At 42.9% G+C, this 13,214-nt stretch carries 16 protein-coding genes; 15 read left to right on the forward strand and 1 reads right to left on the reverse strand.

The annotated features are described in order from the left end of the window. The 11 genes from U9Q08_01140 to U9Q08_01190 form a co-directional block, all read left to right on the forward strand. Positions 1-613 (forward strand): HAMP domain-containing sensor histidine kinase (locus tag U9Q08_01140; GenBank protein MEA3328338.1); only part of this gene is annotated, 613 nt, incomplete at its 5' end. Positions 614-684: 71 nt separating this feature from the next. Further along, positions 685-1,065, forward strand: a complete 381-nt coding sequence (locus tag U9Q08_01145) for a response regulator (GenBank protein MEA3328339.1) — start codon at positions 685-687, stop codon at positions 1,063-1,065. A gap of 29 nt (positions 1,066-1,094) precedes the next feature. After that, positions 1,095-2,807 carry an ATPase, T2SS/T4P/T4SS family gene (locus U9Q08_01150; protein ID MEA3328340.1) on the forward strand — a complete coding sequence of 571 codons (1,713 nt, stop codon included), beginning with the start codon at positions 1,095-1,097 and terminating at the stop codon, positions 2,805-2,807. A 25-nt stretch (positions 2,808-2,832) separates the two neighbouring features. Continuing rightward, the gene (locus U9Q08_01155) at positions 2,833-3,114 is read left to right on the forward strand and encodes a hypothetical protein (protein ID MEA3328341.1); all 282 of its coding nucleotides are present in this window, start codon (positions 2,833-2,835) and stop codon (positions 3,112-3,114) included. A 25-nt stretch (positions 3,115-3,139) separates the two neighbouring features. Next, a complete protein-coding gene (locus U9Q08_01160; protein MEA3328342.1) occupies positions 3,140-5,014 on the forward strand; it encodes an adenylate/guanylate cyclase domain-containing protein in 1,875 nt (624 codons plus the stop codon). A 69-nt stretch (positions 5,015-5,083) separates the two neighbouring features. Continuing rightward, positions 5,084-6,418: a GAF domain-containing SpoIIE family protein phosphatase gene (locus tag U9Q08_01165; protein ID MEA3328343.1), complete on the forward strand. Its 1,335-nt coding sequence runs from the start codon at positions 5,084-5,086 to the stop codon at positions 6,416-6,418. Further along, a complete protein-coding gene (locus U9Q08_01170; protein ID MEA3328344.1) occupies positions 6,411-6,866 on the forward strand; it encodes an ATP-binding protein in 456 nt (151 codons plus the stop codon). Before U9Q08_01165 ends, U9Q08_01170 begins: the two co-directional genes overlap by 8 nt. Further along, the gene (locus U9Q08_01175) at positions 6,850-7,182 is read left to right on the forward strand and encodes an STAS domain-containing protein (protein MEA3328345.1); all 333 of its coding nucleotides are present in this window, start codon (positions 6,850-6,852) and stop codon (positions 7,180-7,182) included. The genes U9Q08_01170 and U9Q08_01175 overlap by 17 nt, the downstream gene beginning before the upstream one ends. Before the next feature lie 12 nt (positions 7,183-7,194). After that, positions 7,195-7,992, forward strand: coding sequence for an ABC transporter permease (locus U9Q08_01180; protein ID MEA3328346.1), 798 nt, complete (start codon positions 7,195-7,197; stop codon positions 7,990-7,992). A 99-nt stretch (positions 7,993-8,091) separates the two neighbouring features. Beyond that, positions 8,092-8,883 (forward strand): ABC transporter ATP-binding protein, encoded by a 792-nt coding sequence (locus U9Q08_01185; GenBank protein ID MEA3328347.1) that lies wholly within the window; start codon positions 8,092-8,094, stop codon positions 8,881-8,883. A 2-nt stretch (positions 8,884-8,885) separates the two neighbouring features. Beyond that, positions 8,886-9,596 carry an MlaD family protein gene (locus U9Q08_01190; protein ID MEA3328348.1) on the forward strand — a complete coding sequence of 237 codons (711 nt, stop codon included), beginning with the start codon at positions 8,886-8,888 and terminating at the stop codon, positions 9,594-9,596. A 4-nt stretch (positions 9,597-9,600) separates the two neighbouring features. Here U9Q08_01190 and U9Q08_01195 read toward each other — a convergent pair whose 3' ends face one another. Beyond that, a complete protein-coding gene (locus tag U9Q08_01195; GenBank protein ID MEA3328349.1) occupies positions 9,601-10,557 on the reverse strand; it encodes a tetratricopeptide repeat protein in 957 nt (318 codons plus the stop codon). Between the two features lie 100 nt (positions 10,558-10,657). Between U9Q08_01195 and U9Q08_01200 the strand changes: the two genes are divergently transcribed. The 4 genes from U9Q08_01200 to U9Q08_01215 all read left to right on the forward strand — a co-directional run. Beyond that, entirely contained in the window at positions 10,658-11,656 is a 999-nt protein-coding gene (locus U9Q08_01200) for an NAD-binding protein (GenBank protein MEA3328350.1), read from the forward strand. Between the two features lie 9 nt (positions 11,657-11,665). Beyond that, complete coding sequence (locus U9Q08_01205) at positions 11,666-12,223, forward strand: CDP-alcohol phosphatidyltransferase family protein (GenBank protein MEA3328351.1); 558 nt, start codon at positions 11,666-11,668, stop codon at positions 12,221-12,223. 2 nt (positions 12,224-12,225) lie between these two features. Further along, positions 12,226-12,849 (forward strand): glycerol-3-phosphate 1-O-acyltransferase PlsY, encoded by a 624-nt coding sequence (gene plsY / locus U9Q08_01210; protein ID MEA3328352.1) that lies wholly within the window; start codon positions 12,226-12,228, stop codon positions 12,847-12,849. Next, positions 12,846-13,214 (forward strand): NAD(P)-binding domain-containing protein (locus tag U9Q08_01215; GenBank protein ID MEA3328353.1); only part of this gene is annotated, 369 nt, incomplete at its 3' end. The genes plsY and U9Q08_01215, both read left to right, overlap by 4 nt.

Consider the following 13,214-nt stretch of genomic DNA (forward strand, 5'->3'; position numbering starts at 1 on the left):
GGTAAATATCATAAAAGAAAAACAGGTTGGCAGGGTTAATGCGCAGCAGCAGCGCTTTTTATCTCTGGCAGACAATAACCTTGATTATATTTTCCGCTCGATAGACCGCCTTCTGGAATTTTCCCATTTGCACTCAGATAAAGCAGCGTTAAAAAAACAGCAGGTATATATTGCCGGATTTATAAAAGAGACCGTCAACTCCTTTTATCCTTTGGCGAAAGATAAAGGCGTTGTCTTAAAAAGTAAGGGCCTGAATAAAGATATTAAGGTATTTATTGACCCCGACAAAATCAGGGACGTGTTGACGAATCTGATTGATAATGCTATCCGCTTTACTCCCCCCCGGGGAAAAATCCTGGTGGTAATGGCTGAAAAGCATAATTTTATAGAAGTCAGCGTGATAGATACCGGCGCAGGGATTCCTGCAGGGGTTTTAAAAAAACTTTTTACCCGTTTTTATCCGGGGAACCCCCCTAAGTCAGCGCAAAAAAGAAGTTTTGGTTTGGGGTTAGCAATATCCAAAAGCATTATAGAGATACATGGAGGCAATATCGGTGTGGCAAGCAGGAAAGGCAAAGGCAGTAATTTTACCTTTACTTTACCGCGTAACTGATTTTTCTGCGGCTGATTTTTCTTGACTATTTAATTATCAGGCTTTAAGATGTATACATGGAGAGCTTTTAAATGAAAAAAAGGAAAATATTAATTGTTGAAGATTACAGAGATTTGCAGGAATTGCTTAAGTCTTCATTGGAACATGACGGTTTTGACGTAGTTACCGCGGATGACGGATACGAAGGTTATGAGATTGCTAAGCAGGAAAGACCTGATCTGATTATACTGGATGTGATACTTCCTGCGGTGGACGGTTTTCAGGTTTCCCGGTTGATCAAAAGCGATATGTATTTAAAAAACACCCCAATTATTATGATGTCGGGATTACGCAAAGAGAAAGCAGACAGGGAAAGAGGCATTGGTTCCTGTGCTGTCGAAGCATATCTGTTTAAACCTTTCAAACACCAGGAATTATTAAAGATGATCAAGAGTCTTGTTATTAAAAAGTAGTTTAACTTAACCTTAAGAAAAGGTCAAAAATGGCGGCGAATAAACAAGTTCATAGATCTGTTGCAGAATATGTAGCAGAAAGCAAATTGATTACGGTTGAACAACTACAACAGGCCATGGAGGAGCAGGTCAATTCCGGGGAAAACCTATCGGCGATTTTGATCAAACGAGGTTATATTGACGAAAACATCTTAGTTAAGGAATTAAGCCGCCGGCTTAAAATTCCCCTTGTGGATTTAAAAACATATAATTTTGACTTAGAGGTAGTGAACATCATCAGTGAACACATAGCCAGAAAGCATAATGTAATTGCTTTATCCAGGCTGGATAAAGTTTTGACAGTAGCCGTCAACGACCCCACGGATGTTCTGGTGATTGATGAGCTTCACGCTATTACAAAATATGATATAACTCCGATGTTCGCAATTAAAAAAGAGATTGAAGAAGCAATATCCCGGTTTTATAATCAGCAGGGATCTCCGGCAATTCCGAACGCAGAAGGGGACATGGCAGAGGCGATATCGGCAGCGGCAGGATTTCAAGCCGAAGGGTCTTTTGAAGACGTTGACGAACTAAAAAGGGCGGCAGACAGCACTTCAGTAATTAGGATCCTGGATTCGATAATAAAAGACGCGGTGAGAAAAAACGCAAGCGATATCCATATCGAGCCGGACGAGAAAAGGCTTTTTATCCGGATAAGAATCGATGGAGTTTTGTATGAAACAACAAAGCTTCCCAAAGATGCGCAACCCCCGATTATTTCCCGAATCAAGGTTTTGGCTGATATGGATATAGCCGAGAGGCGCCTGCCCCAGGACGGCCGGATAGGAATGAAGGTGCAGAATAAAGATATCGAGTTAAGGATTTCTACTTTTCCTACCATTTATGGCGAGAACGTAGTAATGCGTATTTTAGACAAATCGACTGCATTGCTGGGGTTAGAAAAGCTTGGATTCAACGAAAATAATCTGATCATGTTTCGTGAAGCAATAAAGAGACCTTACGGAATAATTTTGGTTACCGGTCCCACCGGCAGTGGTAAAACAACCACTCTTTATGCCGCCTTAAACGAAATTAATTCAGCACAGAAAAATATTTTGACTTTGGAAGAGCCGGTAGAATACAAAATATCCGGAATTCGTCAGACCCAGGTAAATCCCAAAGCAGGCCTGACGTTTGCTTCGGGATTGAGACATATGCTGCGCCAGGACCCTGATATAATGATGATCGGTGAAATCCGGGATATGGAGACCGCTGAAATGGCTATTCGCTCTGCCTTAACAGGGCATTTGGTGTTTAGCACCCTGCATACCAATGATGCGATCGGCGCTCTTACCCGGCTTGTTGATATGGGGGTTGAGCCTTTTTTGATTTCTTCATCGATTGTCGCGGTGATGGCTCAAAGGCTGGTCAGGACGCTTTGTCCCAATTGTAAAGTTGCCTACAAGCCGGATGAGGCGTTATTGAAAAGATTAAATCTTTCCGGAGAATCGAAAGACTACGATTTTTTTCGGGAAGGCAAATGTAAGGAGTGTTTTAATATCGGATCTAAAGGCCGGACTGGAATGTTTGAATTGTTGGTTGTGACCGAGGAGCTGCAGAAGCTGGTGGTAGAAAAGGCCTCTAATGTGCAGCTAAAAGAGACAGCTATGCGCGGGGGCTTGAAAACCTTAAGGCAGGATGGGGTGAATAAAATTATTAAAGGAGTTGTTTCTGTTTCTGAAGCAATGCAGGTAATATAAAGTTGGCTAAGGGAGATTAACTAACATGCGGAAAGCATTAGCTTTTATTTTGGTATTAATTTTTTTAACAGGGTGTGCTACTCCGGTTCAAAAAAAGGTTAGTCTTACCATTAAAGATAAAAACCTTTTAAACCAATGGATGAAGATAGCGGATTTGTCATATCGCATTAGTGATTTCCGGCTTTCTTGCGAGTATTATCAAAGAATAATAAAAAGATATCCTGATTCCGAATCGGCCCAGGCAGCAAGAAATAAAATAAGAATACTACAAAAAATATTAAAGACAAGCGGAGAAACCGATTTTTAAGATTAAAAAGCGTTAACCTGTCTTAATGAAAATTATTAAAAGAAAACTTTTAGGGGAGCTGGGATTGATTATCCTGGCTATTTTTTTGATGTCCCTTTTTTCCCGGACCGGCCTGATGCAGGTCCTGGAATTAAAGGCGCTTGACTGGCGCTTTCAGCTGCGGAAAACAAGGCCGGTCAGCGATGAAATTATGCTTATCGGGATAGACGACCCGAGCATTGAGACGCTTGGCCGCTGGCCGTGGTCAAGGGGGCATCATGCTGCCATGATTAAGGCGCTCTCTGACCGGAAGTACCGGCCGAAGACAATCGGTTTTGATATCTTGTTTACCGAATTAAGCGAGTCCTTCCCGGAACGCGATCAAAGGCTGGTTGAGGCGACAGAAGCTGTTGGAAATGTGATCTACGCCTATTTTTTTGAAGCTGACAGGCAAAAAGCCATTCTTCCGTTTCCAGAGCTGGCCGAAGTTTCTCAGGGCGGATTTATAAATGCGCCTCCGGACAGAGACGGTGTTACCAGGTTTTCCCCTTTGATTATTGAAGTTGATGGTAAATTTTACCCTTCCTTAGACCTCCGGCTGGTTATGAACTATCTGGAGATTAGCCCGCAGGATATGCAGATAACCCGCGGTAAATATATCAGCGTAGAAAAAAGCCTTAACAACGCATTCAAAATTCCTATCGACAACCAGTTCAGGATACTGATAAATTATGCCGCAGATTTAGAAGGGTTTAACGGTTATTCGGCGCTGGGGATCTTAAAGGCCGCCGGCCAGCTGAAAAAAGGAGAAAAGCCCTGTATCCCTCTCACTGATTACAAAGATAAAATTGCTTTAGTGGGATTGACTGCTACCGGAACCACGGATTTAAGGGCAACCCCGTTTTCTCCCAAAAGCCCGATGGTCAGCGTCCACACCAATATTATCAATAGTATTTTAAAAAGGGACTTTCTTTTTCCGGTCAGCAGGTGGATAAATCATCTGATGTTTGTTTTGCTGGGTTTAAGCGTCGGGTTTATCAGCCTGCGGCTTAAACCATTAAGAAGCATCCTGACGGTCTTAGGGGTTTTGGCTTGTTATTTAGCCGTTAATTTTTACCTCTTTACCCGGCAGGGACTATGGCTGGCAATAGCTGATCCTTTGGCAGTAATTTTATTCGTTTATTTAGTTATGATCGGTTACCGCTATATCGTAGAGGAAAGGGAAAAGCGCTGGGTTAAAAAGGCCTTTGGCCATTATCTGCCGGCCAGCGTTATGGACGAAATCTTAAGTGACCCCGGCAAATTAAAATTAGGCGGAGAGAAAAAAGAACTAAGCGTGTTGTTCGCTGATATAAAAAGCTTTACCCCTTACTGTGAGCGGCATTCGCCGGAAGAGGTGGTGCATACGCTTAATGAATATTTTGACCGGATGACCGAGATCGTATTTAAATATAACGGGACTCTGGATAAATTTATCGGTGATGCATTGGTGGTGATATTTGGAGCGCCCTCAAAATATTCTCACCTTGACCATGCTAAAAGGGCGTGTCTTACTGCCCTGGATATGTCAAAGGAGCTTAAGGTATTGCAGGAGCAGTGGCAAGGGCAGGGAAAAGAATTATTAGATATCGGAATAGGGATAAATACCGGCGAAATGCTGGTCGGTAATATGGGCTCGAGTAAAATAATGGATTACACGGTCATTGGAGATGAGGTGAATTTGGCCTCCCGGGTGCAGGGCTTGACCCGGGATTATAATGTTAAAACTATTATTACTGAGGCTACTTACCAAAAGGTAAAGGAGATAGTAGAAGTAAGGCCCCTGGGGGAGGCTAAGGTCAAAGGAAAAGACAAGACCGTGGTTATTTATGAGTTGATAAGGTTGAAGCCGGAAGACAGGAGCCGGAAGTCAGAAAAATAAATATGTCTCAAAGAATTTGATTGTTGAAAAACAATAGCTATGATAAAATATAACAGAATTGGATAAATTATGGAAAAGTCCGGAAAAACCAATATCAAAATTATCCAAAAAAGGGTTAAAGGCCTTTCAAGTTTTATAGAAATCAGCAGGATTATAAATTCAACCCTGGATCTGGGAGAACTGTTGGGCATAGTTATGAAGATTGCTAAACAGGTTATCAGGGCAGAGGCAAGCTCGTTGATGTTGATTGACGAACAGGCCGGGGAATTGGTTTATGAAGTTGCCCTGGGCAGTAAGGGGAAAGAGGTCAAGAAGAAATTCAGGTTAAAAATAGGACAGGGAATAGCCGGCTGGGTGGCAAAATATCAAAGGCCTCTTTTGGTCAAGGACGTAACCAAAGACCGCCGTTTTTTTGGTAAGCCCGATCAAACTACCGGCTTTAAGACTAAGTCAATTCTCTGCGTTCCGATGAAGGTCAGGGGTAAGATCATCGGAGTATTACAGGCCATTAACCCCCTTGACAGGGAGATGTTCGATCAAGAGGATATTGACCTGTTTACTGCTTTTGCCAGCCAGGCCGCTATTGCTATAGCCAATGCCCGGATGCACAAGGATATATTAGAAAAGCAAAAGGTAGAACAGGAACTGGCTATTGCCAGCCAGATCCAGCAGAACTTTCTTTCCGGTACTTACCCGAAAGTGGATGGAATCAGCCTATATGCCCGGAGTATTCCTGCCCGGGAAATAGGGGGAGATTTTTACGACTTCATAAAGTTAGATAGAAACTGCCTGGGGATAGTGATCGGGGATGTTTCGGGAAAAGGTGTTCCGGCGGCGCTGTATATGGTTAAGACAATGACCGAGCTTAGAAATCAAGCCAGTCAGTTTCGCCAGCCGGACAAACTGCTTCATAGCGTTAATAATATCCTGGTTAAGAAAACCATGCGGGGGATGTTTGTTACCCTGATTTATATGGTATTAGATGCCAAGAAAAAGACGATCAGTTTTTCCAACGCCGGGCATCTTTCCCCGGTATTTTTAGACATTCCTTCCAGGAAAATCAGCTTGTTGGAAAAAGCCAGAAGCCTTCCCCTGGGAATACTTCCCGATGTTGAGTATACTAAAACCGAAATAGATATTAAAGGGAATAAGCTTTTGCTTGCTTATACCGACGGAATAATTGAAGCCAGGAATAAAAAGTCTGTTGAATTCAGCCTTCAGAGGTTAAAAAAGATGATCAAGAAAAAGGAAGCAGGGAGCCTGCCGGTAAAGGCCACGGTCAATTTCCTGATCGATGAAGTGCTTGATTTCTCCAGGGAGGTTGTGCAGCATGACGATTTGACTGCTTTGGCGATAAGAATAGTAGAGAGTAGAAAGAAAAACAAAAAAATTGAAAATGAATAAGAAGTTTGTGCCCAATGAGATTAAATTAACAGTGGCCAGCGATCCTAAATGGATGGCGCTGGTACGCAGCGTTGTATCTAAAATAGCGGCCAGGATGAATTTTAAAAGAGGCCAGATCAAAAAAATGGTTTTAGCTGTTGACGAGGCTTGCACAAATGTTGTAAGATATGCCTATCTTGGAAATAATCAGAAGGAGATTATTGTATGTTTCAGGATCTTTGACGACCGCCTTGAAATATTGATTAAAGATTTTGGCCGGAAAAGCGACCCGGAGACTTTTAAATCCAGAGATTTAAAAGACATAAAACCGGGAGGACTGGGAATCCATTTTATCAACAAGGTAATGGATGAAGTTAAATATGATACCTCACTGCCGGCGGGAACAGAGCTTTGTCTTGTGAAATATAAAAAGAGAAGAATGGAGAAGAGCTATGGAAGTAAAGATTAGGCAAAAGGGTAATGTAAAAATAGTGGATATAAAAGGAGAACTGGATTTATATAGTTCACCCTCGATCAGGAAAGAGTTTGACGGATTGATTAAAAAGAAGGAAAAATCTATTCTGATTAATTTAGAAGGCCTTACCTATATTGACAGCTCGGGGTTAGCTACTTTTATCGAAGCTTTACAGAAGGTCTCTAAGTACAAAGGAAATTTAAAGCTGGCGGGCCTGCGTAAGTCTATCAAAAACGTGTTTGAGGTTGCCCGGCTGGACAATGTATTTTCTATATTTGACAATGAAGCCGGCGCGGCAAAAAGTTTTTAGGGGAAAAGTAAAATGAAAGCACTGTTTGGTTATATCGGCCGCCAGGCCATTAACTTTTTAAATCACGTTTCCAGTATTTATCGTTTATTTCAAAAAGCGGCTTACTGGATTTTTGCCGCTCCGCTAAAGAAAAAGCCTTTCAAATCAAACCATGTGTTTGTCCAGATGGTAGAGATCGGCGTGGGCTCGATTCCTATCGTATTTCTGGTTTCTTTGTTTATGGGGATGGTCCTGGCGATGCAGACCGCGTATCAACTTCAGAAGATGGGGGCGCTAATGTACGTAGGAAGCCTGGTAGCTGTATCTATGACCAGGGAAATAGGGCCGCTGCTTACTGCTATAGTAGTAGCCGGCAGGTCTGGTTCGGCTATGGCAGCAGAACTGGGAACAATGAAGGTTTCTGAAGAAATAGACGCTCTGGAGACCATTGGAATAAACCCGGTCAGGTTTTTAATCGTCCCCCGGGTTCTGGCAATACTTGTTATGCTGCCCTGCCTGACTATTTTTGCTGACTGGATGGGGATGGTCGGCGGCTATATCATCGGAGTGGGAAACTTAGGGATTTCATCCGGTCTTTATATTTCAAAGACTATTGATGCCCTGGTGTTAAAAGATATATTCACCGGGTTGATCAAGAGTTTGGCATTTGCCGGGATTATCGGTGTGATCGGCTGTTATCAGGGTTTTATTGTTAAAGGCGGAGCAGAAGGGGTGGGTAGATCTACCACTACCGCAGTGGTGCTCTCCACCATACTGATTATCCTTGCTGACTGCGTATTTACCGCAATATTTTACTTTGTATTCCCCTAAAAGTAACATAGACTTCTTCGAAAGCAGCGAGTAGAGAGTAGAGAGCAGCCAGAGCGTTTAAAAAACCGTAAACTGTAATTCGTAAAATAAGAGGTTGTTATGGCGGTTATAGAAATTCGTAATTTAGTGAAAGACTTTGGAGCAAGAAGAATTATTGATAATGTTAGTCTTCAGATAGAAAAAGGCGAGACCATGGTTATTATGGGCGGATCGGGCTGCGGAAAAAGCACGTTGCTGCGGATGATGATCGGGGCGCTGAAGCCGGACTCCGGAAAAATTTTTATTAAAGAAAAAGATGTCACCTGCTTAAATGAGGATGAAATGGATGAAGCTCGTAAACACTTTGGAATGTTGTTTCAAGGCGCGGCGCTTTTTAATTCTATGACTGTAGGCGAGAATGTTGCCTTGCCTTTGCGCGAGCATACTAAATTAAACGATACGATTATCGGTATTATGGTAAAGATGAAACTCGAGCTGGTGGGATTGACCGGGTTTGAAGATTTGAAGCCGGCTGAGATCAGCGGAGGAATGAAAAAAAGGGTAGGGCTTGCCCGGGCTATTGCCATGGATCCGGAGATAGTATTCTATGACGAACCCGGAGCAGGCCTTGATCCGGTTATGGCCAGTGTTATTGATAAATTGATTATGGATTTGAGCAGGAAATTAGGCATTACCTCAGTGGTGGTTACTCATGAGATGGGAAGCGCTTTTCGGATAGCTGACCGGATGGCAATGCTTCATCAAGGCAGGATAATAGAGATCGGCACTCCGCAGGAAATAAAAGATTCAAAAAACGGAATAATTCAACAATTCATTACCGGCTCTCCTGACGGCCCGATTCCCCTAAGGAGATCGAGTAAAGATTATCTTAAAGATTTAATGGGAGGATAGCTATGGATTATTTTAAACCGGAAGTTAAAGCAGGGATAATGATTGTTATTTGCTTCACCATCCTGTTTGTTTTAGTTTTCTATGTAGGCGGATTGCACATTCTGGAAAAAAGATATCCGATTAAGGTGCGATTCAATTTTACCGGCGGTTTAGATAACAGCGCGCCGGTCAGATTCGCCGGTGTTAAGGTGGGAGAGGTAAAGGATATCCGGCTTTTAAATAAGGAAGATGCCAATATAGAGCTTACCTTAATGCTCAAGCCGGTAGCGCGGATTCACAGGGATTCCCAGGCCTATATCAATACTATGGGTTTTATGGGCGAAAAATATGTTGAGCTTACACCGGGATCCAAAGATAGCCCGGTGCTTGTGCCGGGAGATACTATTGTCGGCACTGATCCGATCCAGATGGATGAATTGTTAAAGAAAGGTAAAAAGATAGCTGATGAAATAGAAGTAGCGGCAGTGAGCCTGCAGAAATTTCTTAATGATGCCGATGATTTAATAGTCGCTAACCGGGAAGATGTCCGGAAAATAATTGTTAATTTGAAAGAGGCTACCGGGCACGCCAAGGAATTTGCCAGGATCATCGAAGAAGACCCCTGGAAGATTATGTGGAAAGGGAAAAAAAGTAAAAAGGACAAAACCGACGAAAAAGGGACCAAGAACGAACCAAGAAAGAAGAAGTCGTTTTTCAGAAAAAGGGGACGGTGATTTTTTAAGGGCAGGTGGTTCGCCAATACCAGAGGCCGTTGCTGAAGTAATAGTTTCTTAAACAGTATGAAGCCCAGCCTACCGTCCATGAGCCGTAAGTCGGCCGCCAGGAAAAATAATTGGCATAGGGGTAGTAATAGTTAAGACAGACGTTAGCTTTTTCCTTTCTTTTGACCTCTGCTTTTTTCTGTTCAATAAGCCACTTTATTTTTTGAGCAATTTCTTTATCAGCGCTTAGCCGGTTTGCCTTTTGGATCTCGGGACTGATTTGGGGAGGCCCGGCTACTGTTTCGCCTGCCGGCTGCCAGCCGGCAGGAGGAGCGATTGAAGCGCCGGCAAGGCGGCTGCATTCCCTTGCTTTTTCAGGATTGCCTGACTCCCGGTAAGTAACAGCCAGGTTCTTTAGCCCCTCGGCACTTTCTAATTTTTTGGCTGTCTGGAAAGCCTGGTTGTAATATTTAACAGCTGGTTCCCGCCGGCCTATGCTAAAAAGCCCTTTACCTGCTTCTAATAATCCCCGCCAATCCCCGTCTCTTTTGGAAAAACGAGCCGCTTTTTCAAAAGCAGAGATCACAGCTTGTTGTTTCTTTAGCATTATTGGAAGGCCGCTATAGGCGTAACCGCTGGCCACGCAGCCCCGCCAATCCCTATTCCTTTCAGCAAAAGCAAATGCCTTGGTAAATAAAAGTTCGGCTTCGTTGATTTGCTCTAACGCCAACAGGCCATACCCGCTATCAATACAGCCCTGCCAGCTTCTGGCTTTTCGGGCAAGACTGGCTGCTTTTTTGAACCATTCAATCGCCAGGGCCTTGTTTCTTTTGACGGTAGCCGAATAACCATTGGCTAATGCATCGTACATGCTGGTTTTTGGATCTTGCCCGGCATAACTGTTTGACCAGGAAAAGGCAAGCAGGGCAATTATAAAAATAGCAGACATTTTTTTTATGAAGTCAGTAGTCATTTTTTAACCCTCCACTTTCTGAAAGTGTAGCACAGAATCATTTCCTTTGTCAATATTTCCCTTGATTTTTGCATAGGATATGATATGCTAATCATTGCCTATGAAAAAAAAGGTAATTAATATTTTGTTGGTATTAGGTGGAGTTATCCTCAGCGGTATCATGGGATATATGTTGATCGAGAGATGGACGTTTATCGATGCTGCCTATATGACGATAATAACCCTCACCTCGGTGGGTTTTGGAGAAATTCATCCTTTATCAACCATCGGCAGGGTCTTCACTATATTTTTGATATTAGGCGGTGTAGGAGCTTTGTTTTACGGGATAAGTGTTATAGCTGCATTTATTATTGAAGGGGGGCTCCGGGATCTATTAAAGAGGAGGACCATGGATAAACTAATCAGTAATTTGAACGACCATTATATAATATGCGGGGCAAAGGAAACAGGCAGGTTTGCGGTAGATGAATTCGTAAACACCGGAAACAAGTTTGTGATCGTGGAACCGGATGTTAAGGAAATTAAAAAAATAGATAATCTGGATAAGTTATCTTATTTAGAAGAAGATCCGACAAAAGATGAGGTACTGCTCAGAGCCGGGATTAAAAAAGCCAAAGGGTTGGTAAGCGCTTTATCTACCGACAAGGATAATTTGTTCGTAGTCCTTTCTGCCCGGGAGCTTAATCCTGACTTGCGCATTGTGGCCCAGGCGGTTGAGCAGGAATCAGAACCTAAGCTCCTCAAGGCAGGCGCAAATTGTGTTGTCCTGCCGAATTTTATCGGGGGTTTAAGGATGGCTTCGGAAATGATCAGGCCGACAGTAGTCAGCTTTTTAGATGTCATGGTCCGCGGGAGGGATATAACCTTAAGAGTAGAAGAAGCCGGGATTTTACCGGGTTCGCCGTTTGTCGGTCAGACCCTGGGAGAAGTAGAAGTGCCCAAAAGGACAGGATTGATAGTGGTGGCGATTAAAGATAGCCAGAACGGAAGGTATTGCTATAACCCCGGGGCTGCTGCCAGGATTAAGCAGGGAGATATTTTGATCGTTCTGGGCAGCGTTGAACAGCTTGAGAATTTGAAAAATTTAATAAGGGGATAAAGGCCGAGGGTGGAAAGAAAAGTTAATTGGGCTAATCGAGTAACGCTGGTTAGGATTTTCTTGGTTCCTGTGTTTGTTATTTTAGTTGCTTATTACCGGCCAGGCCTTGAGATTCTGAAGGTTGCTGCGACGATTGTTTTTCTGACGGCTATCCTGACCGATGCAATAGACGGCTATCTTGCCAAAACAAAAGAACAAAGAACAGAATTAGGTACGTTTCTCGATCCAGCCGCTGATAAGCTTCTTTTAATTTCTGCCTTTATCTGTTTGTCATTGAATCACCGGTTTTTAATCAAGCTTCCTCTTTGGGTTTCTATCATAGTTATCGGCCGGGATGTAGTTATAGTAATGGGCCTGGCTATAGTTTATATGGTTACCGGGAGTATCAAGGTAGAGCCGGATCTTCTGGGAAAAACTACCACCTTTTTTCAGATGATGACAGTGTCGGCGGTTCTTTTAAATTTTAATTTTTCTTTTTTAATCTGGAACATAACCGCGTTTCTTACTGTAGCTTCAGGGATAAATTACATTACCAGAGAGAATAAACGGCTGGCCCAGAGGGCTTAAAAGTGTTATTGTTGGTATTGGCGATTACAACTGCTTATCTAACAGGGTCTATCCCGTTTGGCTATTTAGCCGGAAGGTTGATTAAAGACATTGACATAAGGGAGCACGGCAGCGGAAATATCGGCGCTACTAATGTCTTTCGGATAATTGGCAAAGAATGGGGAGTCTTGGTATTATTTCTGGACGCAGCTAAGGGATTTTTGGTTGTTTGGGTGATAGCCGGCTTTTTTTATAATAGAGCTCCGGTAATAACCCTTGATTTTTACAGGATTATTATGGCAGCAGCAGTAGTCGGCGGGCATAACTGGACCATATTTCTTAGGTTCAAAGGAGGCAAGGGAGTTGCCGCATCATTAGGGGCATTATCGGGTATTTGCCCTCTGGCTTGTATGTTAAGTCTGCTGGTATGGTTTGTAGTTATGGTGATCTGGAAGTATGTTTCTTTGGCTTCTCTATCAGCGTTTACCAGCCTGCCTGTTTTTGTGGCTGTTTTTTATCAGCAAAGAGAGGGATTTTTAATACTGGTTTGTTTTAGCGTAATAATTGCCCTGTTTGTTGGCGTTAGGCATGGTCCGAACATAAAGCGTTTGCTTCAGGGAAAAGAAAAAAGGATCACTGAAAAATGAAGATAGCTCTCTTAGGTGATGGAGGATGGGGGACAGCCCTGGCTATTCTGCTGGCAAATAAGGGATATCAGGTTTTTCTCTGGGGTGCATTTAAAGATTATGTTGACTTTTTAAATAAAGAAAGGGAGAATGTTAAGTTTTTACCCTCGGTGCGGATTCCGAAAGAAATTGTAATTTCCGCTGATTTAAAAGAAGTAATCACAAATGCAGCATTGATAACGCTGGCTGTTCCATCGCATGTCATGCGAAGTGTTGTAAGGCGGCTTAAAGGATACGATTTTTCCCGGAGTATAATTTTAAGCGTAGCCAAGGGTATTGAAAATAAAACACTGGCCAGGATGTCGAAGGTTATTTCTGAAGAGATT

The sequence above is a fragment of the Candidatus Omnitrophota bacterium genome (assembly GCA_034717435.1).
GTDB lineage: Bacteria > Omnitrophota > JAUWXU01 > JAUWXU01 > JAUWXU01 > JAYELI01.